The sequence below is a fragment of the Agromyces binzhouensis genome (assembly GCF_004135055.1).
Lineage (GTDB): Bacteria > Actinomycetota > Actinomycetes > Actinomycetales > Microbacteriaceae > Agromyces > Agromyces binzhouensis.
Window position 1 is genome coordinate 1 of record NZ_SDPL01000021.1, and the last position, 17,341, is coordinate 17,341.

At 69.4% G+C, this 17,341-nt stretch carries 28 protein-coding genes; 26 read left to right on the forward strand and 2 right to left on the reverse strand.

The window, feature by feature from the left end:
• Positions 1 to 153: 153 nt before the first annotated feature.
• Complete coding sequence (locus tag ESO86_RS02545) at positions 154 to 705, reverse strand: OsmC family protein (RefSeq protein WP_242492170.1); 552 nt, start codon at positions 703 to 705, stop codon at positions 154 to 156.
• A gap of 429 nt (positions 706 to 1,134) precedes the next feature.
• Between ESO86_RS02545 and rpsJ the strand changes: the two genes are divergently transcribed.
• The 23 genes from rpsJ to map all read left to right on the forward strand — a co-directional run bounded on the left by rpsJ (position 1,135) and on the right by map (position 13,693).
• Positions 1,135 to 1,443 carry a 30S ribosomal protein S10 gene (rpsJ, locus tag ESO86_RS02550; RefSeq protein WP_017201594.1) on the forward strand — a complete coding sequence of 103 codons (309 nt, stop codon included), beginning with the start codon at positions 1,135 to 1,137 and terminating at the stop codon, positions 1,441 to 1,443.
• A gap of 8 nt (positions 1,444 to 1,451) precedes the next feature.
• Entirely contained in the window at positions 1,452 to 2,108 is a 657-nt protein-coding gene (gene rplC, locus ESO86_RS02555) for a 50S ribosomal protein L3 (protein WP_129233329.1), read from the forward strand.
• Position 2,109: 1 nt separating this feature from the next.
• On the forward strand, positions 2,110 to 2,769 hold the full coding sequence (gene rplD, locus ESO86_RS02560; RefSeq protein ID WP_129233330.1) for a 50S ribosomal protein L4: 660 nt from the start codon (positions 2,110 to 2,112) through the stop codon (positions 2,767 to 2,769).
• Positions 2,766 to 3,068, forward strand: a complete 303-nt coding sequence (gene rplW / locus ESO86_RS02565) for a 50S ribosomal protein L23 (RefSeq protein WP_129233331.1) — start codon at positions 2,766 to 2,768, stop codon at positions 3,066 to 3,068. The genes rplD and rplW overlap by 4 nt, the downstream gene beginning before the upstream one ends.
• A gap of 19 nt (positions 3,069 to 3,087) precedes the next feature.
• Positions 3,088 to 3,927, forward strand: a complete 840-nt coding sequence (gene rplB, locus ESO86_RS02570) for a 50S ribosomal protein L2 (RefSeq protein WP_129233332.1) — start codon at positions 3,088 to 3,090, stop codon at positions 3,925 to 3,927.
• Positions 3,928 to 3,939: 12 nt separating this feature from the next.
• Positions 3,940 to 4,221, forward strand: coding sequence for a 30S ribosomal protein S19 (gene rpsS / locus ESO86_RS02575; protein WP_129233333.1), 282 nt, complete (start codon positions 3,940 to 3,942; stop codon positions 4,219 to 4,221).
• Positions 4,222 to 4,246: 25 nt separating this feature from the next.
• Positions 4,247 to 4,612, forward strand: a complete 366-nt coding sequence (gene rplV, locus ESO86_RS02580) for a 50S ribosomal protein L22 (RefSeq protein WP_129233334.1) — start codon at positions 4,247 to 4,249, stop codon at positions 4,610 to 4,612.
• Complete coding sequence (rpsC, locus tag ESO86_RS02585; RefSeq protein WP_129233335.1) at positions 4,612 to 5,358, forward strand: 30S ribosomal protein S3; 747 nt, start codon at positions 4,612 to 4,614, stop codon at positions 5,356 to 5,358. Before rplV ends, rpsC begins: the two co-directional genes overlap by 1 nt.
• Positions 5,359 to 5,360: 2 nt before the next feature.
• Positions 5,361 to 5,780, forward strand: a complete 420-nt coding sequence (gene rplP / locus ESO86_RS02590) for a 50S ribosomal protein L16 (RefSeq protein ID WP_129233336.1) — start codon at positions 5,361 to 5,363, stop codon at positions 5,778 to 5,780.
• On the forward strand, positions 5,780 to 6,100 hold the full coding sequence (gene rpmC / locus ESO86_RS02595; protein ID WP_129233337.1) for a 50S ribosomal protein L29: 321 nt from the start codon (positions 5,780 to 5,782) through the stop codon (positions 6,098 to 6,100). Before rplP ends, rpmC begins: the two co-directional genes overlap by 1 nt.
• Positions 6,101 to 6,102: 2 nt before the next feature.
• A complete protein-coding gene (rpsQ, locus tag ESO86_RS02600; RefSeq protein WP_129233338.1) occupies positions 6,103 to 6,405 on the forward strand; it encodes a 30S ribosomal protein S17 in 303 nt (100 codons plus the stop codon).
• A gap of 33 nt (positions 6,406 to 6,438) precedes the next feature.
• The gene (rplN, locus tag ESO86_RS02605) at positions 6,439 to 6,807 is read left to right on the forward strand and encodes a 50S ribosomal protein L14 (RefSeq protein WP_129233339.1); all 369 of its coding nucleotides are present in this window, start codon (positions 6,439 to 6,441) and stop codon (positions 6,805 to 6,807) included.
• Between the two features lie 2 nt (positions 6,808 to 6,809).
• Entirely contained in the window at positions 6,810 to 7,169 is a 360-nt protein-coding gene (rplX, locus tag ESO86_RS02610; RefSeq protein ID WP_129233340.1) for a 50S ribosomal protein L24, read from the forward strand.
• Entirely contained in the window at positions 7,169 to 7,762 is a 594-nt protein-coding gene (gene rplE, locus ESO86_RS02615) for a 50S ribosomal protein L5 (RefSeq protein WP_129233341.1), read from the forward strand. The genes rplX and rplE overlap by 1 nt, the downstream gene beginning before the upstream one ends.
• Before the next feature lie 167 nt (positions 7,763 to 7,929).
• Entirely contained in the window at positions 7,930 to 8,328 is a 399-nt protein-coding gene (gene rpsH, locus ESO86_RS02620) for a 30S ribosomal protein S8 (RefSeq protein ID WP_129233342.1), read from the forward strand.
• 4 nt (positions 8,329 to 8,332) lie between these two features.
• Positions 8,333 to 8,869: a 50S ribosomal protein L6 gene (gene rplF / locus ESO86_RS02625; protein ID WP_129233343.1), complete on the forward strand. Its 537-nt coding sequence runs from the start codon at positions 8,333 to 8,335 to the stop codon at positions 8,867 to 8,869.
• Between the two features lie 2 nt (positions 8,870 to 8,871).
• Positions 8,872 to 9,231, forward strand: a complete 360-nt coding sequence (rplR, locus tag ESO86_RS02630) for a 50S ribosomal protein L18 (protein ID WP_129233344.1) — start codon at positions 8,872 to 8,874, stop codon at positions 9,229 to 9,231.
• Positions 9,228 to 9,923, forward strand: a complete 696-nt coding sequence (gene rpsE, locus ESO86_RS02635; protein ID WP_129233345.1) for a 30S ribosomal protein S5 — start codon at positions 9,228 to 9,230, stop codon at positions 9,921 to 9,923. Before rplR ends, rpsE begins: the two co-directional genes overlap by 4 nt.
• A complete protein-coding gene (gene rpmD, locus ESO86_RS02640; protein ID WP_129233346.1) occupies positions 9,923 to 10,108 on the forward strand; it encodes a 50S ribosomal protein L30 in 186 nt (61 codons plus the stop codon). Before rpsE ends, rpmD begins: the two co-directional genes overlap by 1 nt.
• Complete coding sequence (rplO, locus tag ESO86_RS02645) at positions 10,108 to 10,782, forward strand: 50S ribosomal protein L15 (RefSeq protein WP_129233347.1); 675 nt, start codon at positions 10,108 to 10,110, stop codon at positions 10,780 to 10,782. Before rpmD ends, rplO begins: the two co-directional genes overlap by 1 nt.
• Before the next feature lie 117 nt (positions 10,783 to 10,899).
• Positions 10,900 to 12,222: a preprotein translocase subunit SecY gene (gene secY, locus ESO86_RS02650; RefSeq protein WP_129233348.1), complete on the forward strand. Its 1,323-nt coding sequence runs from the start codon at positions 10,900 to 10,902 to the stop codon at positions 12,220 to 12,222.
• A complete protein-coding gene (locus ESO86_RS02655) occupies positions 12,219 to 12,854 on the forward strand; it encodes an adenylate kinase (protein WP_129233349.1) in 636 nt (211 codons plus the stop codon). The genes secY and ESO86_RS02655 overlap by 4 nt, the downstream gene beginning before the upstream one ends.
• 11 nt (positions 12,855 to 12,865) lie before the next feature.
• Positions 12,866 to 13,693, forward strand: a complete 828-nt coding sequence (gene map, locus ESO86_RS02660; RefSeq protein ID WP_277985210.1) for a type I methionyl aminopeptidase — start codon at positions 12,866 to 12,868, stop codon at positions 13,691 to 13,693.
• A gap of 21 nt (positions 13,694 to 13,714) precedes the next feature.
• Here map and ESO86_RS02665 read toward each other — a convergent pair whose 3' ends face one another.
• The gene (locus ESO86_RS02665; RefSeq protein ID WP_242492171.1) at positions 13,715 to 15,631 is read right to left on the reverse strand and encodes a BglG family transcription antiterminator; all 1,917 of its coding nucleotides are present in this window, start codon (positions 15,629 to 15,631) and stop codon (positions 13,715 to 13,717) included.
• Positions 15,632 to 15,860: 229 nt separating this feature from the next.
• Here ESO86_RS02665 and ESO86_RS02670 point away from each other — a divergent pair, with 229 nt between their 5' ends.
• From ESO86_RS02670 to ESO86_RS02680, 3 genes are all read left to right on the forward strand, one after another.
• Complete coding sequence (locus ESO86_RS02670) at positions 15,861 to 16,172, forward strand: PTS sugar transporter subunit IIB (protein WP_129233351.1); 312 nt, start codon at positions 15,861 to 15,863, stop codon at positions 16,170 to 16,172.
• 91 nt (positions 16,173 to 16,263) lie between these two features.
• Complete coding sequence (locus ESO86_RS02675; RefSeq protein ID WP_129233352.1) at positions 16,264 to 16,530, forward strand: HPr family phosphocarrier protein; 267 nt, start codon at positions 16,264 to 16,266, stop codon at positions 16,528 to 16,530.
• Positions 16,531 to 16,572: 42 nt separating this feature from the next.
• A partial coding sequence (locus tag ESO86_RS02680) for a phosphoenolpyruvate-utilizing N-terminal domain-containing protein (protein WP_242492172.1) occupies positions 16,573 to 17,341 on the forward strand: 769 nt, incomplete at its 3' end.

Here is a 17,341-nt window from a genome sequence, read left to right on the forward strand (position 1 = left end):
GCCGCGGTCGGCCCTGCTGCTCGGCTCGGTCGCCACGCTCGCGGCGCTCCTCGTGGCCGCGGGGATCGTCGGACCGAGCGCAGCGGGCGCCGAGGCCTGCGAGCGTCCGGCGCAGACGGGGGAGTGACCCGGCCGGGGGAGCGGGGCGGCGCCTCAGATCTCGATGCCGTCGACGGTCGTCCGGAGGTCGATGGACCCCTCGACGCTCCGCGCGACCGTGCACGCCCTCGCGATCGCACGGGCCATGATGGCCGCCAGCTGTTCGCGATCCGATGGCTCGAGCGCGGAGAGGTCGACGACGATCTCCTCGTCGATCTCCCGGTAGCGGTTGTCGTCCTTCGACGTGCCGTGCGCCCAGACCGTGATCGCGACGTCGTCGCCGAGGCGGCGCGCGGCGACGGAGTCGGCGCTCATGCCCGCGCAGCCCGCCAGTGCGAGCTTGAGGAGCTCGCCGGGCGTGAAGTGGCCCGGGGCCTCGACGGGCCCGATGAGCACCGTCGACCCGCGCTCGTTCAGGCCCTCGTAGGTGCGCCGGCCGGTGCGGGTCACCGAGACGCTGCCAGGTCCGATCCGTTCGCCGACCGCGTGCGCATGCTCCGTCATCGAGTCCTCCCTCGGCTTGCCGTGCACCGATTCCACCACGACGACGGATGCCGCGGCATCCGCTTGACTGGGAGGATGCGGTGAGCCTCGCGGCCGCGACACGCCCGGGTTGCACGGAAGTGCCCGAGTGTGGCAAACTCGATGAGTTCAACATTTCGAACGGCGTGCCTTGCTGCGCTCCGTTCGAATCACTGCCAGGCAGTGCATAGCCACCGGAAGCTCCACGGAGTGCCACGGGTCAGGCTAGGCCGCGGGCAGCAGGACACCACAACCGACACCCTCAGATCCGAGCATGGCCCATGCCTGCGTGCAGAAGGCCCATGCCCGTTTCCGCGAGTGCGACACGCCCGAGCGCGGGGGTCGGTTGGGGCTCGAGGTCGAGCGTGTCGAGGCCACCGCACCACGGGGTGGCTTCGACAGGCTCGATCACCGGCCTTTGACAGAAGAACAGTGGTGCTTCACACGGAGTAGCTACGCGGCGTCCGATGCCCTCGGAAGGGGTAAGACGCCTTGACAGAGAGAGAGTCAGCAATGGCGGGACAGAAGATCCGCATTCGACTGAAGTCGTATGACCACGAGGTCATCGACACCTCGGCGCGCAAGATCGTCGACACGGTGACCCGCGCGGGTGCCACGGTCGTCGGCCCCGTGCCGCTTCCGACGGAGAAGAACGTGGTGTGCGTCATCCGTTCGCCCCACAAGTACAAGGACAGCCGCGAGCACTTCGAGATGCGCACCCACAAGCGCCTGATCGACATCGTGGACCCGACGCCCAAGGCCGTCGACTCGCTCATGCGTCTCGACCTTCCGGCCGACGTCAACATCGAGATCAAGCTCTGAGGTACGACATGTCCACCACTGCAAAGAACGTGAAGGGTCTGCTCGGCACCAAGCTCGGCATGACCCAGGTGTGGGACGAGAACAACAAGCTCATCCCGGTCACCGTCATCGAGATCGCCCCCAACGTGGTCACCCAGCTCCGCACGCAGGAGAAGGACGGCTACTCCGCCGTCCAGATCGCCGCGGGCGCCATCGACCCCCGCAAGGTCACCCAGCCCCTCACCGGTCACTTCGAGGCCGCCGGCGTCACGCCGCGCCGCCACGTGACCGAGGTGCGCACCGCCGACGCCGCGGACTACGCGCTCGGCCAGGAGCTCACCGTCGACGGCACCTTCGAGGCCGGCCAGCTGGTCGACGTCGTCGGCACGTCGAAGGGCAAGGGCTTCGCCGGTGTCATGAAGCGCCACAACTTCGCGGGCGTCTCCGCGTCGCACGGTGCCCACCGCAACCACCGCAAGCCCGGTTCGATCGGCGCCTCGTCGACCCCGAGCCGTGTCTTCAAGGGCATGCGCATGGCCGGTCGAATGGGTGGCGAGCGCGTCACCGTCCTGAACCTCCGCGTGCACGCCGTCGACGCCGAGAAGGGCCTGCTGCTCGTCAAGGGCGCGGTCCCCGGTGCTCGCGGCCGTCTCGTGTTCGTCCGCAACGCTGTGAAGGGAGCCTGAGATGGCTACCGCTGCCACCATCGACGTCCTCGACGTCACCGGCAAGAAGTCCGGCTCGATCGAGCTGCCCGCCGAGCTCTTCGACGTGCAGACCAACGTCCCGCTGATCCACCAGGTCGTCGTCGCCCAGCTCGCCGCCGCGCGCCAGGGCACGCACAAGACCAAGACCCGCGGCGAGGTCTCCGGTGCCGGCCGCAAGCCCTTCAAGCAGAAGGGCACGGGCCGCGCCCGCCAGGGCTCGATCCGCGCACCGCACATGACCGGCGGCGGCGTCGTCCACGGCCCGCAGCCCCGTGACTACTCGCAGCGCACCCCCAAGAAGATGATCGCCGCGGCCCTGCTCGGCGCGCTCTCCGACCGCGCTCGCGGCGGCCGCATCCACGCGGTCGAGTCGCTCGCCAACGGCGAGGCCCCGAAGACGAAGGACGCCGTCGCGCTCCTCGCCGGGATCGCCCCGTCGAAGCACCAGCTCGTCGTGCTCACCCGCGACGAGGAGCTCTCGGAGCGTGCGGTCCGCAACATCCCGACCGTGCACGTCCTGCCGGTCGACCAGCTGAACGCCTACGACGTGCTCGTCTCCGACGACATCGTCTTCAGCAAGGCCGCGCTCGAGGCGTTCGTCGCCGCGAAGCAGGCGAAGAAGGAAGAGGTCTCCGCATGAGCGCCGCGCACAACAAGGACCCCCGCGACATCATCATCTCGCCGGTGGTCTCGGAGAAGAGCTACAACCTGATCGACGAGGGCAAGTACACGTTCATCGTGGACCCCCGCGCGAACAAGACCGAGATCAAGCTCGCCATCGAGAAGATCTTCAACGTCCAGGTCGCCTCGATCAACACCCTCAACCGTCAGGGCAAGACGCGTCGCACCCGCTTCGGCATGGGCAAGCGCAAGGACACCAAGCGCGCGATCGTCACCCTCAAGTCCGGCTCGATCGACATCTTCACGAACGTCGGCTAAGGAGCAGAGGAACCTCACTATGGCTATTCGCAAGTACAAGCCCACGACCCCGGGTCGTCGCGGTTCGTCGGTCGCCGACTTCGCCGAGATCACGCGCTCGACGCCCGAGAAGTCGCTGCTCCGCCCGCTGTCGAAGTCCGGTGGTCGCAACAACCAGGGCCGCATCACCACCCGCCACGTCGGCGGTGGCCACAAGCGCCAGTACCGCGTCATCGACTTCCGTCGCAACGACAAGGACGGCGTGCCCGCCAAGGTCGCGCACATCGAGTACGACCCGAACCGCACCGCGCGCATCGCGCTGCTGCACTTCGTGGACGGCACCAAGCGCTACATCATCGCTCCCGACAAGCTCAAGCAGGGCGACCTCGTGGAGTCGGGCCCGGCCGCCGACATCAAGCCCGGCAACAACCTGCCGCTGCGCAACATCCCGACCGGTACCGTCATCCACGCCATCGAGCTCCGCCCCGGCGGCGGCGCGAAGATGGCGCGTTCGGCCGGCGCCTCGGTGCGCCTGGTCGCGAAGGACGGCCCCTACGCGCAGCTCCGCCTGCCGTCGGGCGAGATCCGCAACGTCGACGCGCGCTGCCGCGCGACCGTCGGCGAGGTCGGCAACGCCGAGCAGTCGAACATCAACTGGGGCAAGGCCGGCCGCAAGCGCTGGAAGGGCGTCCGCCCGACCGTCCGCGGTGTCGCGATGAACCCGGTCGACCACCCGCACGGTGGTGGTGAGGGCAAGACCTCCGGTGGTCGTCACCCGGTGAGCCCGTGGGGCCAGCCCGAGGGACGCACCCGTCGCCCCAACAAGGAGAGCGACAAGCTCATCGTCCGTCGTCGCACCGTCGGCAAGAAGCGCAAGTAGGAGTAAGAGAAGATGCCTCGCAGCCTCAAGAAGGGCCCCTTCGTCGACGAGCACCTGCTTCGCAAGGTCGCCTCGCAGAACGACGCGGGTTCCAAGAACGTCATCAAGACGTGGTCGCGTCGCTCGATGATCGTCCCGGCCATGCTCGGCCACACGATCGCCGTGCACGACGGCCGCAAGCACATCCCGGTGTTCGTCACCGAGACCATGGTGGGCCACAAGCTCGGCGAGTTCGCGCCCACCCGCACCTTCCGTGGACACGTGAAGGACGACAAGAAGGGCCGCCGCCGCTGACGCGGTGGCGTGAAGGAGGAGAGAAATGGTGGAGTCGATCGCCCGCGTGCGTCACATCCGCGTGACCCCCATGAAGGCCCGCCGCGTCGTCAACCTGATCCGCGGCAAGCAGGCACAGGAGGCCCTGGCCATCCTGAAGTTCGCCCCGCAGGGTGCGAGCGAGCCGGTGTACAAGCTCGTCGCCTCGGCCATCGCGAACGCTCGCGTCAAGGCCGATGCCACGAACACCTACCTGGACGAGCAGGATCTCTACGTGAAGACGGCGTACGTCGATGAGGGCACCACCCTCAAGCGTTTCCAGCCGCGCGCGCAGGGTCGTGCCTTCCGCATCAACAAGCGCACGAGCCACATCACCGTCGTGCTCGGCACGCCCGAGGAGGGTACGAAGTAATGGGTCAGAAGGTCAACCCGTACGGCTTCCGTCTCGGCATCACCACCGACCACGTGTCGCGGTGGTTCTCAGACTCGACGAAGCCCGGACAGCGCTACGCCGACTACCTCGCCGAGGACGTCAAGATCCGTCGCCTGCTGCAGACGTCGCTCGATCGTGCCGGCGTGAGCCGCATCGAGATCGAGCGTACCCGCGACCGCGTCCGCGTGGACATCCACACGGCACGCCCGGGTATCGTGATCGGCCGCCGCGGCGCCGAGGCCGAGCGCATCCGCGCCGACCTCGAGAAGCTCTCCGGCAAGCAGATCCAGCTCAACATCCTCGAGGTCAAGAACCCCGAGGCCGACGCCCAGCTCGTCGCGCAGGGCATCGCCGAGCAGCTCTCCGCCCGCGTGGCCTTCCGCCGCGCGATGCGCAAGGGCCTGCAGGGCGCGCAGCGCGCCGGCGCCAAGGGTGTCCGCATCCAGGTGTCGGGCCGCCTCGGCGGCGCCGAGATGAGCCGCTCGGAGTTCTACCGCGAGGGTCGTGTGCCGCTGCACACGCTCCGCGCGAACATCGACTACGGCTTCTACGAGGCCAAGACCACCTTCGGTCGCATCGGCGTGAAGGTCTGGATCTACAAGGGCGACATCACCAACAAGGAGCTCGCCCGCGAGCAGGCCTCCCAGAAGCCGTCGCGTGACCGTAACGACCGTCGCCGTGCGCCCCGTGCGCAGGAGGCGGCCGCAGCAGGAGTTGAGGCATAACCATGTTGATTCCCCGTCGAGTCAAGTACCGCAAGCAGCACCACCCCGGCCGTTCGGGCCAGGCCACCGGCGGCACGAAGGTCTCCTTCGGCGAGTACGGCATCCAGGCCCTGAGCCCCGCCTACGTGACGAACCGTCAGATCGAGTCCGCTCGTATCGCCATGACGCGTCACATCAAGCGTGGCGGCAAGGTGTGGATCAACATCTACCCCGACCGTCCGCTCACGAAGAAGCCGGCCGAGACCCGCATGGGTTCCGGTAAGGGTTCGCCGGAGTGGTGGGTCGCCAACGTCAAGCCGGGTCGCGTCCTCTTCGAGGTCTCGGGCGTCTCCGAGGAACTCGCTCGCGAGGCCATGACCCGTGCAATCCACAAGCTGCCCCTCAAGGCACGCATCATCAAGCGCGAGGAGGGCGACGCATAATGGCCGTCGGTTCCAAGGAGCTCGCTGTGACCGAGCTCGACACCTTCGAGGACGAGCGTCTCGTCGACGAGCTGAAGAAGGCCAAGGAGGAGCTGTTCAACCTCCGCTTCCAGGCCGCCACCGGCCAGCTCGAGAGCCACGGCCGCCTGCGTGCCGTGAAGCGCGACATCGCCCGCATCTACACGGTCATCCGTGAGCGCGAGCTCGGCATCCGTGCCACGCCCGCGCCGGTCGAGGCGCCCGCAGCGCCCGCGAAGAAGACGAAGAAGGCCAAGGCCGAGGCATCCGCCGACGCCGAGGCCGAGACGAAGGAGGCCTGATCATGGCTGAGACCAAGAAGGCTGCGGCCGAGGTCGCCGAGACGGCCGAGCTCGTCCGCGGTTACCGCAAGGTCCGTCGCGGCTACGTCGTCAGCGACAAGATGGACAAGACCATCGTCGTCGAGGTCGAGGACCGCGTGAAGCACCCGCTGTACGGCAAGGTCATGCGCCGTACGTCGAAGGTCAAGGCGCACGACGAGCAGAACACCGCCGGCATCGGCGACCTCGTCGTGATCTCCGAGACCCGCCCGCTGAGCGCCACCAAGCGCTGGCGCCTGGTCGAGATCGTCGAGAAGGCCAAGTAAGCCCCCGGGCTTGCTTCCCAGAAGGAGTACGAAGTGATTCAGCAGGAATCCCGGCTCAAGGTCGCCGACAACACGGGCGCCAAGGAGCTGCTCACCATCCGCGTGCTCGGCGGTTCCAGCCGACGCTACGCGGGCCTGGGCGACGTCATCGTCGCCACCGTCAAGGACGCGATCCCGGGCGGCAACGTGAAGAAGGGCGACGTGGTCAAGGCCGTCATCGTCCGCACCGTGAAGGAGACCCGTCGACCCGACGGCTCCTACATCAAGTTCGACGAGAACGCCGCGGTGATCCTCAAGAACGACGGTGACCCTCGCGGCACCCGCATCTTCGGGCCGGTCGGCCGGGAGCTTCGCGACAAGAAGTTCATGAAGATCATCTCGCTGGCGCCGGAGGTGCTGTAAACATGGCCAAGATCAAGAAGGGCGACCTCGTCGAGGTCATCTCGGGCCGCAGCCAGGCCCGCGGCGGCGACCGCGGCAAGCAGGGTCGCGTCATCGAGGTCCTGGTCGACCAGAACCGCGTCGTGGTCGAGGGCGTGAACTACGTCACGAAGCACGTGCGCGTCGGCCAGACCCAGCGCGGCTCGAAGACCGGTGGCATCGAGACCCACGAGGCCCCGATCCACGTGTCGAACGTCGCGATCGTCGACCCGGAGACCAAGAAGCCGACCCGCGTGGGCTTCCGCACCGAGACGGTCACCAAGGACGGCGTCGAGAAGACGGTCCGCGTCCGCTACGCCAAGAAGTCAGGTAAGGACCTCTAATGACTGACACCGCGACTGCCGCGCCGGCTGGCAAGATCCAGCCGCGCCTCAAGCAGAAGTACCAGACCGACATCACGAAGACCCTGACCGAGGCGAACGGGTACACCAACCCGCACCAGGTCCCGGGCCTGACGAAGATCGTCGTCAACATGGGTGTCGGCGAGGCCGCGCGCGATGGCAAGGTCATCGACGGCGCGATCGCCGACCTCACCAAGATCACCGGCCAGAAGCCGCAGGTCACCAAGGCCCGCAAGTCCATCGCGCAGTTCAAGCTGCGCGAGGGACAGCCGATCGGCGCGCACGTCACGCTGCGCGGCGACCGGATGTGGGAGTTCCTCGACCGCCTGCTCTCGCTCGCGCTGCCCCGTATCCGCGACTTCCGCGGCCTCTCGGACCAGCAGTTCGACGGCACCGGCAACTACACGTTCGGTCTCACGGAGCAGTCCGTGTTCCACGAGATCGACCAGGACAAGATCGACCGCGTCCGCGGCATGGACATCACCGTGGTGACCACCGCCAAGACCGACGACGAGGGTCGCGCGCTGCTCAAGGCGCTCGGCTTCCCGTTCAAGTCGAACGAGTCCGCCCAGTAGTCCGTAGTAGACTCTACGAGTTTGTGCCTGCGCCGGCGGGTCTCGGAACCATCCGAGGCCCCGCCGGCACCGGCATACGGCGGTCCGCAACCGCGTGCCGCCACCACCACAGGTCAGTCCCCGTGTAACGGGTCCTGAAACCTGGTGAACGTAAGGAAACCAGTGTCATGACGATGACCGACCCGGTCGCTGACATGCTGACGCGCCTGCGCAACGCCAACTCCGCGCACCACGACACCGTGTCGATGCCGCACTCCAAGCTCAAGGGGCACATCGCCGAGATCCTCAAGTCCGAGGGCTACATCTCCGGCTTCGAGGTCGCCGACGCGCGCGTGGGCAAGACGCTCACGCTGCAGCTCAAGTTCGGCCCGAACCGCGAGCGCTCGATCGCGGGCATCAAGCGCGTGTCGAAGCCCGGCCTCCGCGTGTACGCGAAGTCGACCGAGATCCCCAAGGTGCTCGGCGGCCTCGGCGTCGCGATCCTGTCCACTTCCAGCGGTCTGCTGACGGACCGCCAGGCCGAGAAGAAGGGCGTGGGTGGGGAAGTCCTCGCCTACGTGTGGTAGATCCATGTCACGAATCGGACGACTTCCCATCGACATCCCCGCCGGTGTCGACGTCAAGGTCGACGGCCGCGCCGTCACCGTGAAGGGCCCGAAGGGCGAGCTCGCACTCACCGTGGCGCAGCCCATCGAGGTCAAGGTCGAGGACAACCAGGTCCTCGTCTCCCGCCCCGACGACGAGCGCGAGTCGCGTTCGCTGCACGGCCTGACCCGGAGCCTCATCGCCAACGACATCGTCGGCGTGACCCAGGGCTACTCCAAGGGCCTCGAGATCGTCGGCACCGGATACCGCGTCGCGCAGAAGGGCAGCGCGGTCGAGTTCGCGCTCGGCTTCTCGCACCCGGTCACCGTCGAGCCGCCCGCCGGCATCACGCTGACGGTCGAGGGCAACAACAAGATCACCGTCTCGGGCATCTCGAAGCAGGCCGTCGGTGAGACCGCCGCCAACATCCGCAAGATCAAGAAGCCCGAGCCCTACAAGGGCAAGGGCATCCGCTACGCCGGCGAGGTCGTGCGTCGCAAGGCCGGAAAGGCTGGTAAGTAATCATGGCCGTCAAGAGCAAGTCGGCTGCGCGTTCGCGCCGCCACACCCGGCTTCGCAAGAAGATCGTCGGCACCGAGCTGCGTCCCCGCCTCGTGGTGACGCGTTCGGCCCGCCACGTCTTCGTGCAGGTCGTCGACGACAGCAAGGGCCACACCGTGGCATCCGCCTCGACCATGGAGGCAGACCTCCGTGCGTTCGAGGGTGACAAGACCGCCAAGGCGAAGAAGGTCGGCGAGCTCGTCGCCGAGCGCGCGAAGCAGGCCGGCGTCGACTCGGTCGTGTTCGACCGCGGCGGCAACAAGTACGCCGGTCGCGTCGCAGCGATCGCCGACGGAGCGCGAGAGGCAGGACTGAGCCTGTGAGCGAAAACACTGTGAAGGAGACCGAGGTGGCCGCAGAGGCACCCGTCGAGACGGCAGCTTCCTCGGAGCCGCCGCGCAACGAGCGCGAGGGCCGCCGTGGCGGCCGCGACCGCGGCCAGGGCCGCGACCGTCGCGATCGCGACGCCGAGAAGAGCCAGTTCCTCGAGCGCGTCGTCACCATCAACCGCGTGTCGAAGGTCGTCAAGGGCGGCCGTCGCTTCAGCTTCACGGCGCTCGTCGTCGTGGGTGACGGCAACGGCCTCGTCGGCGTCGGCTACGGCAAGGCGCGCGAGGTGCCGACCGCGATCTCGAAGGGCGTCGAGGAGGCGAAGAAGAACTTCTTCCGCGTCCCGCGCGTCGGCGCGTCCATCCCGCACCCCGTCCAGGGCGAGGCGGCCGCCGGTGTGGTGCTCCTGCGCCCGGCCGGCCCCGGTACCGGTGTCATCGCCGGTGGTCCGGTCCGCGCCGTGCTCGAGTGCGCCGGCATCCACGACGTCCTGAGCAAGTCGCTCGGTTCGTCGAACACCATCAACATCGTGCACGCCACGGTCGAGGCGCTGAAGCAGCTCGAGGAGCCGCGCGCGGTCGCCGCACGTCGTGGTCTCGACTACGACCAGGTCGCGCCCGCCCGCCTGCTGCGTGCCGAGGCCCAGGCGGCCGAGGCCGCCGCAGCAGCGAAGGCAGGTGCCTGATGGCCAAGCAGCTCAAGGTGACCCAGATCAAGTCCAAGGTGAGCGAGAAGCAGAACCAGCGCGACACGCTGCGCAGCCTCGGTCTCAAGAAGATCGGCCAGAGCGTCGTTCGCGAGGACACCCCCCAGGTGCGCGGCTACGTGAACACGGTCGCCCACCTCGTGACGGTTGAGGAGATCGACTAATGGCTGACGAGACGAAGGACGTCGCCGCCGAGGAGACCCCGAAGAAGGCTCCCGCGAAGAAGGCCGCCGCCAAGCCGGCTGCCGAGAAGAAGGCCGCTGCCAAGCCGGCCGCCGAGAAGAAGGCCCCGGCCAAGGCCGCTGCCAAGGCCGACGACGCGAAGGCCGAGAAGGCCCCTGCGAAGAAGGCCCCGGCGAAGAAGGCTCCGGCGAAGAAGGAGCCCGAGGACGTCGTGCGCGAGCCCGTCCTCAAGGTGCACCACCTTCGCCCGGCGCCCGGCGCCAAGAAGGACCGCACCCGCGTGGGTCGCGGTGAGGGCTCGAAGGGCAAGACCGCCGGTCGCGGCACGAAGGGCACCAAGGCCCGCAACACCGTGCGCCCCGGCTTCGAGGGCGGCCAGCTTCCGTACCACATGCGTGCGCCGAAGCTCCGCGGCTTCAAGAACCCGTTCCGCGTCGAGTACCAGGTGGTCAACCTGGACAAGCTCGCCGAGCTCTACCCGAAGGGCGGCGACGTCACCGTCGCCGACCTGGTGGCCAAGGGTGCCGTCCGCAAGAACGAGCGCGTCAAGGTGCTCGGCAACGGCGACATCCAGGTGAAGCTCAACGTCGCGGTCGACAAGGTCTCCGGCTCCGCAGAGCAGAAGATCGTCGCCGCCGGCGGTTCGGTCAAGTAAGGCCGCTGCACCACACACGGAATTCGAGCCTGTCGGGACCTCGCGTATGATTCACGGGGGTCTCGACAGGCTCGAGCCGCATTCATACTGACTGCGGCGTCAGTAACAGGAGGACGAGTGTTCAACGCCATCGGGCGGATCTTCCGCACCCCCGACCTTCGCCGGAAGATCGGTTTCACGCTGGGCATCATCGCCCTGTTCCGCCTCGGCTCGTTCATCCCGGCGCCGTTCGTGGACTTCGGCAACGTCCAGCAGTGCCTGGCGGCGAACCAGGGTGCGTCCGGCCTCTACGAGCTCGTCAACCTCTTCTCCGGCGGCGCGCTCCTCCAGCTGTCGGTCTTCGCGCTGGGCATCATGCCGTACATCACGGCGTCGATCATCGTCCAGCTGCTGCGCGTGGTCATCCCCCACTTCGAGACCCTCTACAAGGAGGGCCAGTCCGGCCAGGCGCGACTCACGCAGTACACGCGCTACCTGACGATCGCGCTCGGCGTCCTCCAGTCGACGACGCTCATCACCGTGGCCCGCTCGGGCGCGCTGTTCCCGGCCAACTCCGACCCCGCGTGCTCGCAGCTGATCACGAACGACGCGTGGTACGCGATCCTCCTCATGGTCGTCACGATGACCGCCGGCACCGGCCTCATCATGTGGATGGGCGAGCTCGTCACCGAGCGCGGCGTCGGCAACGGCATGTCGCTGCTCATCTTCACCTCGATCGCCGCGACCTTCCCGACCTCCCTGTGGGGCATCGGCGTCGCCCGCGGCTGGGACGTCTTCGCACTCGTGCTGGCGATCGGCCTGCTCGTGGTCGTGGCCGTCGTCTTCGTCGAGCAGTCGCAGCGCCGAGTACCGGTCCAGTACGCCAAGCGCATGGTCGGGCGCCGCACCTACGGCGGCAACAACACCTACATCCCGATCAAGGTGAACATGGCCGGCGTCGTGCCCGTCATCTTCGCCTCCTCGCTGCTGTACCTGCCGGCGCTCATCGCGCAGTTCAACCAGCCCGCGGCCGGCGAGGAGCCGCAGGCCTGGGTCGTGTGGATCACGAACTACCTGACGCAGGGCGATCACCCGCTCTACATGCTGCTGTACTTCCTGCTCATCGTCGGCTTCACGTACTTCTACGTGGCGATCACGTTCAACCCCGACGACGTCGCCGAGAACATGAAGAAGTACGGCGGCTTCATCCCCGGCATCCGCGCGGGCCGTCCGACCGCCGAGTACCTCGACTACGTCCTCACCCGCATCACGCTGCCGGGCTCGATCTACCTCGGCCTCATCGCACTGCTGCCGCTCGTCGCGTTCTCGTGGTTCGGCGCGAACCAGAACTTCCCGTTCGGCGGCGCGTCGATCCTCATCATCGTGGGCGTCGGCCTCGAGACCGTGAAGCAGATCGACGCCCAGCTCCAGCAGCGCCACTACGAAGGACTCCTCCGATGACGCAGACCCCCTCCGCCCGGTTCCTCATCGTCGGTCCGCAGGGTTCGGGCAAGGGCACGCAGGGCGTGCTCGTCGCCGAGGCCTTCGGCGTCCCGCAGGTCGCCACCGGCGACATCTTCCGCGAGAACGTCAAGGGCGGCACCGAGCTCGGCAAGCGCGTCCAGGCGATCATCGAGGCCGGCGACCTCGTCCCCGACGAGCTGACGAGCGAGCTTGTCCGCGACCGCCTCGAGCAGGAGGATGCCGCGCGCGGCTTCCTCCTCGACGGCTACCCGCGCAACCGCGGCCAGGTCGACGACCTCGAGGCGTTCCTCTCGGGTCGAGGCGAGTCGCTCGACGCGGTCATCGAGCTCGTGGTCCCGCGCGAGGAGTCGATCACCCGACTCCGTCAGCGCGCGATCGACCAGGGCCGCACGGATGACACGGAGGAGGTCATCGCGAACCGCCTCGCGATCTACGAGCGCGAGACGGCTCCGATCCTCGACGTGTACCGCGAGAAGGACGTCGTCGTCCGCATCGACGGCGTCGGCACGCTCGACGAGGTCACGGAGCGCATCTTCGCCGCACTCGCGACGCGCGGCCTCGAGCCGAACGGCAGCGACGCGCACGGTCGCAGCGCCGGCGCAGCCTGACGTCGCGCCGCGTGTTCGGCCGACTGAAGCTCAAGACGCCGGCCGAGCTGCGTGCCATGGTCCCGGCGGGCGAGGCGACCGCGGCGCTGCTCTCCGCAGCGCGTGAGCGACTCGTCGTCGGCGCCGCCCCGCTCGACCTCGACGCCGCGGCCGACGAGGTGATCCGCGCCCGCGGCGGCCGCTCGAACTTCCGCCTCGTCCCGGGCTACTCGCACACGCTCTGCGTGTCGGTCGACGACGACGTCGTGCACGGGATCCCCGGCGCGCGGCCGTTCCGACCCGGTGACATCGTGTCGGTCGACGGCGGCGTCGAGATCGGCGGCTGGAACGGCGACGCCGCCTTCACGGTCGTCCTGCCCGACCCCGCCCGGCCCGACGTGGTGCTCGCCCGCGAGCGCCTCGCGGAGTCGGCCGAGCGGTCGTTGTGGGCCGGCATCGCCGCGCTCGCCTCGGCCCGCCACCTGAACGAGGTCGGCGAGGCGATCGAGGCGTCCGTCGAGGCGTCGGGCGACTACGGCATCATCGAGGGCTACGGCGGCCACGGCATCGGCCGTGCGATGCACGAGGAGCCGTCGGTCTACAACCACGCGGTCCGCGGTCGCGGGCCGCGGGTGCGCCCGGGACTCGTCGTGGCGATCGAGCCGATGATCACGTCGGGCGACCCCGCGACGTTCGTCCGCGAGGACGGCTGGACCGTCGCGACGGCGGACGGCGGAGACGGCGCGCACGTCGAGCACAGCGTCGCCGTGCATGCCGACGGGATCTGGGTGCTCACCGCTCCCGACGGCGGAGCCGCGGGGCTCGCGGGCCACGGCGTGCGGCCGGTGCCGATCGCCTGACCGCCCGCGGCGCGGCATCCGTCAGGTCGTCATGAGGCCGGACAGCTCGGCCAGCAGTCCGGGGTAGTCGGTCGCCCCCCGGACGAGCCGGCGCACGTTCTCCGGCTCCGAGAACGCCTCGACGAACTGGTCGAACACCGACTGGAACTCCGCGCGGCCGTCCTCCGCGAACGCGATCAGCGCGACGACGTGCACGTTCGCCTCGCCCCATTCGATCGCCCGCTCGTCGATCGCGATGGCGATCGCGCTCCGCGTGGCCGTCATCGTCATCGCATGGGGCACGGCGAGCAGGTCGGTGAACGCGGTCGACGACATCCGTTCGCGTTCGAGGGCGCCCTGCACGTAGGCGTCGTCGATGACGCCCGCATCGATGAGGCGGTCGCCGAGCAGGCGGATCACCGCCTCGCGGTCGCGTCCGCCGACCCCCCGCACGAAGAGCTCGGGCCCGATCGAGTGGGACAGCGTCGAGGCCAGCCGTGCTCGCCGACGGCCGCGCCGGAGGCGCGCGACCTCCGCGCGCACCCGATCGACGTCGTCGTCCGTCGGGAAGGGCGCGACCGTGATGACGGCGGGCATCGGCGAGTCCGGCGGGAGCACCGCGACCACGAGGTCGGCCTCGTCGGGTTCGTCGTCGACCAGGTCGACCTCGTCGCCCAGGGCGTTCCGCAGGCGTTCCACGAGCAGCTCGCGGGCGTCGTGGTACTCGGGGACGTCGACGGCGACGCGCACGACGTCGCCCCGCGACCGGGTGCGCTCGAGCTGTGCGCCGAGGTGCATCGCGAGGTAGGCGATCTCGTCGTCGTTCACCGTGATGCCCTCGAGTCGGGCGAGCTCGCTGGCGAGGTAGACCGCGAGGTCGTAGATCAGCGGGTACGCGGACTTGATGGAGGCGGTGAGCGGGTTGCGCGAGTAGCTCTGTTCGGCGGCCCGGGCGGCCAGGTTCTCGACGTGGAGGGCGAGGCGCTCGATGAACCGGTCGTCGCCGAGTTCGACGAGCCACTCCTGCGAGATGCGCGCGACGATCTCGCGGACGACCGCCTCGCGGGCGGGGCCCTGCTGGGAGGTCGCGACGCGCGTTCCGACGAGCCGTGCCAGGTGCTCGAGCTCCGCGGGCGGGAGGCGCACGTCGAACTCCGCGCGCACGAGGCGGTCGAGGAGCATGGAGAGCGCCGCGGGCGCCGAGGCGGCGGTCGAGACGGCTCCGTCCTCCGCTCCGGCGTCGGGTGCCCCCGATGCGGCGGGGGCGGTCGCGGACGTCGCGGCGTCCTCCGCGTCGACGAGCACGTGATCCCGACCGACCCGGTCGAGCGCGATCGCGACGTGCAGCAGCACGTCGTCGAGCGCGTACTCGTTCGGAGCGTACCCGGCATCCCGGAGGCCCGAGACGAGCGAGGAGCGGAAGCCCTCCATGGACGGGAACCCGGCGCGCAGCGACGACAGGTCGCGGATGCCGCGTCGCCCCTCCTCGCGCACGAGCGAGCCGAGGAGCCGGCGCATCGCCGTCTCGGGACCCGCGATCCGGACCCTGCTGCCGTCGCGCACGAGCGCGAGGCCGGTGTTCTGCAGGCGTGCGCGGACGCGCCCGAGGTCCGCCTCCACGGTGGACTCGCTCACGTGCGCCTCCGAGGCGACGTCGTGCACGTCGAGTCCGTCGCGGGCGTCGACGAGGTCGCGGATGAGGCGGGCACGCCGACCGTCGGGCGTGGCCGTGGCCTCGGCGTCCGAGCGGGCGTGGAGGACCCGCGCCCAGGCCATGCGGTCCAGGCGGTAGCCGTCGGGTCCGGACTCGACGACCATCTCGCCCGTGCGATTCGCCTGCGCGACATAGGAGCGGACGGTGCGGGCGGAGACTCCGAGCCGGTCGGCGAGTCGGGCGGCCGTGACCGGGGCGTCGTCGTCGGCGAGGACCTCGACCAGACGCTCCCAGTTGTCCGACACCTTCAGCCCCGCTCCGATTCCTCTCCGCCGCGGCGCGCACGGTCGTCGGGCGGGTGCAGCCCAGTCAACCACCTGCCGGGCGGCCGGGGGAGCGGATGCGACGCATCTTCCGGGGGTGCGGAAGCGGATCTGTTGGCGGCACCCCGCGGCTCGGGAGGAGACTCGGCATGTTCGCGGCTTCCGCCGTGACCGATCGAAGAGGACCGGGCAAGGCTCGGCGAGGAGGCCGATGATGCGGATCGTCGTGGTGTGCGGAGCGGGTGCGTCGAGCACCTTCGCCGCGCTGCGCATCCGTCGGGCCGCCGAGGCGCGCGGTATCGCCGTCGACGTCCGGGCTGCCGGCGAGCAGACCCTCGCCGACGCGCTCGACGGCGCCGACGCGCTGCTCGTGGGCGTGCACCTCGTGCCGAGGCTCGACGCACTCGAGCAACTGGCGACCGCGGCATCCGTGCCCGTCGCCGTGCTGCCCGGCGAGACCCGCGCGCTCGACGGCGACGCAGCGCTCGACCTCGCGATCGCGATCATCGGAGCCCGAGCATGAACACGCCCACGCCGCGCAAGCCCGTTCCCTCCGCGCACGCACGGGTCTATGGTGAACACGGGAACGGACGCCAGCGACGGAGGCCGGAGACATGGTGGAACGCACTGTTCGAGTCGGATCGAGCCACGGACTGCACGCCAGGCCGGCGAAGCTGTTCACGCAGGCCGCCGCTGCATCCGGGGCGAGCGTCACGATCGCGAAGGCGGGAGGGGCTCCCGTCAACGCGGCGAGCATCCTGGCCGTCATCGCGCAGGGCATCGACCACGGCGACGAGGTCACCGTGGCCGTCGACGGCGGCGACGAGCAGCGCGTGCTCGACGAGCTCGTCGAGCTGCTCAGCACCGATCACGACGAGTAGCCTGCAGCGTCCGTCCTCGATCGAACCGAATGGGGAGGGCGAATGATGGAGTTCAGAGGCACCGGCATCGGCCAGGGCGTGGCCGTCGGACCGGTCGTACGGATGTCCGAGCGGCTGCCGGAACCGGTGGATCGACCGAGCCACCTGGACCCGGCCCGCGAGGAGGAGCGAGCCCGCGCGTCGGTCTCGGTCGTCGCGGACGACCTGCAGCGCAAGGGCGCCCAGGCCGGCGGCGCCGCGCAGGACGTGCTCGAGGCGCAGGCCATGATGGCCGAGGACCCGACGCTCATGGACGACGTCGTGAAGCGGCTGGCCGACGGCAAGACCGCCGAGCGCGCCGTGTTCGAGGCGTTCGCCGCGTTCCGCGACCTGCTGACGTCGATGGGCGGCTACATGGGCGAGCGCGCCGCCGACCTCGACGACGTGTCGCAGCGCGTGGTGGCGCACCTGCTGAAGGTGCCCGCGCCGGGCGTGCCCAATCCGGGCCATCCGTTCGTGCTCGTCGCCCGCGACCTCGCGCCGGCCGACACGGCGCTCCTCGACCTCACGCAGGTGCTCGGGCTCATCACGATCGACGGCGGCCCCACCTCGCACACCGCGATCCTCGCGCGTGAGAAGTCCATCGTGGCGGTGGTGGGCGCAGCGGATGCCGCGAGCCTCGCCGACGGCGACACCGTGATCGTCGACGCCGAGAACGACCTCGTCGTCTCCTCGCCCGCGCCCGACGCCGTCGCAGCGGCGAAGGAGCGCATCGCGGAGCGCGCTGCGCGTGCCGCCGCGCCGGTCACGCCGGGCGCACTCGCCGACGGCA

Excerpts from the sequence above, each read along its gene's own strand:
- ESO86_RS02670 (WP_129233351.1), top strand. The coding sequence starts at position 15,861 with ATGATGCGGATCGTCGTGGTGTGCGGAGCGGGTGCGTCGAGCACCTTC.
- rpsQ (WP_129233338.1), top strand. The coding sequence starts at position 6,103 with ATGGCTGAGACCAAGAAGGCTGCGGCCGAGGTCGCCGAGACGGCCGAG.
- rplC (WP_129233329.1), top strand. The coding sequence starts at position 1,452 with ATGTCCACCACTGCAAAGAACGTGAAGGGTCTGCTCGGCACCAAGCTC.
- rplB (WP_129233332.1), top strand. The coding sequence starts at position 3,088 with ATGGCTATTCGCAAGTACAAGCCCACGACCCCGGGTCGTCGCGGTTCG.
- rpmC (WP_129233337.1), top strand. The coding sequence starts at position 5,780 with ATGGCCGTCGGTTCCAAGGAGCTCGCTGTGACCGAGCTCGACACCTTC.
- rplP (WP_129233336.1), top strand. The coding sequence starts at position 5,361 with ATGTTGATTCCCCGTCGAGTCAAGTACCGCAAGCAGCACCACCCCGGC.
- rpsH (WP_129233342.1), top strand. The coding sequence starts at position 7,930 with ATGACGATGACCGACCCGGTCGCTGACATGCTGACGCGCCTGCGCAAC.
- rplV (WP_129233334.1), top strand. The coding sequence starts at position 4,247 with ATGGTGGAGTCGATCGCCCGCGTGCGTCACATCCGCGTGACCCCCATG.
- rpsJ (WP_017201594.1), top strand. The coding sequence starts at position 1,135 with ATGGCGGGACAGAAGATCCGCATTCGACTGAAGTCGTATGACCACGAG.
- rplD (WP_129233330.1), top strand. The coding sequence starts at position 2,110 with ATGGCTACCGCTGCCACCATCGACGTCCTCGACGTCACCGGCAAGAAG.
- rplO (WP_129233347.1), top strand. The coding sequence starts at position 10,108 with ATGGCTGACGAGACGAAGGACGTCGCCGCCGAGGAGACCCCGAAGAAG.
- rplR (WP_129233344.1), top strand. The coding sequence starts at position 8,872 with ATGGCCGTCAAGAGCAAGTCGGCTGCGCGTTCGCGCCGCCACACCCGG.
- rpmD (WP_129233346.1), top strand. The coding sequence starts at position 9,923 with ATGGCCAAGCAGCTCAAGGTGACCCAGATCAAGTCCAAGGTGAGCGAG.
- rplW (WP_129233331.1), top strand. The coding sequence starts at position 2,766 with ATGAGCGCCGCGCACAACAAGGACCCCCGCGACATCATCATCTCGCCG.
- rpsC (WP_129233335.1), top strand. The coding sequence starts at position 4,612 with ATGGGTCAGAAGGTCAACCCGTACGGCTTCCGTCTCGGCATCACCACC.
- ESO86_RS02675 (WP_129233352.1), top strand. The coding sequence starts at position 16,264 with ATGGTGGAACGCACTGTTCGAGTCGGATCGAGCCACGGACTGCACGCC.
- ESO86_RS02655 (WP_129233349.1), top strand. The coding sequence starts at position 12,219 with ATGACGCAGACCCCCTCCGCCCGGTTCCTCATCGTCGGTCCGCAGGGT.
- rplF (WP_129233343.1), top strand. The coding sequence starts at position 8,333 with ATGTCACGAATCGGACGACTTCCCATCGACATCCCCGCCGGTGTCGAC.
- rpsS (WP_129233333.1), top strand. The coding sequence starts at position 3,940 with ATGCCTCGCAGCCTCAAGAAGGGCCCCTTCGTCGACGAGCACCTGCTT.
- rplX (WP_129233340.1), top strand. The coding sequence starts at position 6,810 with ATGGCCAAGATCAAGAAGGGCGACCTCGTCGAGGTCATCTCGGGCCGC.
- rplE (WP_129233341.1), top strand. The coding sequence starts at position 7,169 with ATGACTGACACCGCGACTGCCGCGCCGGCTGGCAAGATCCAGCCGCGC.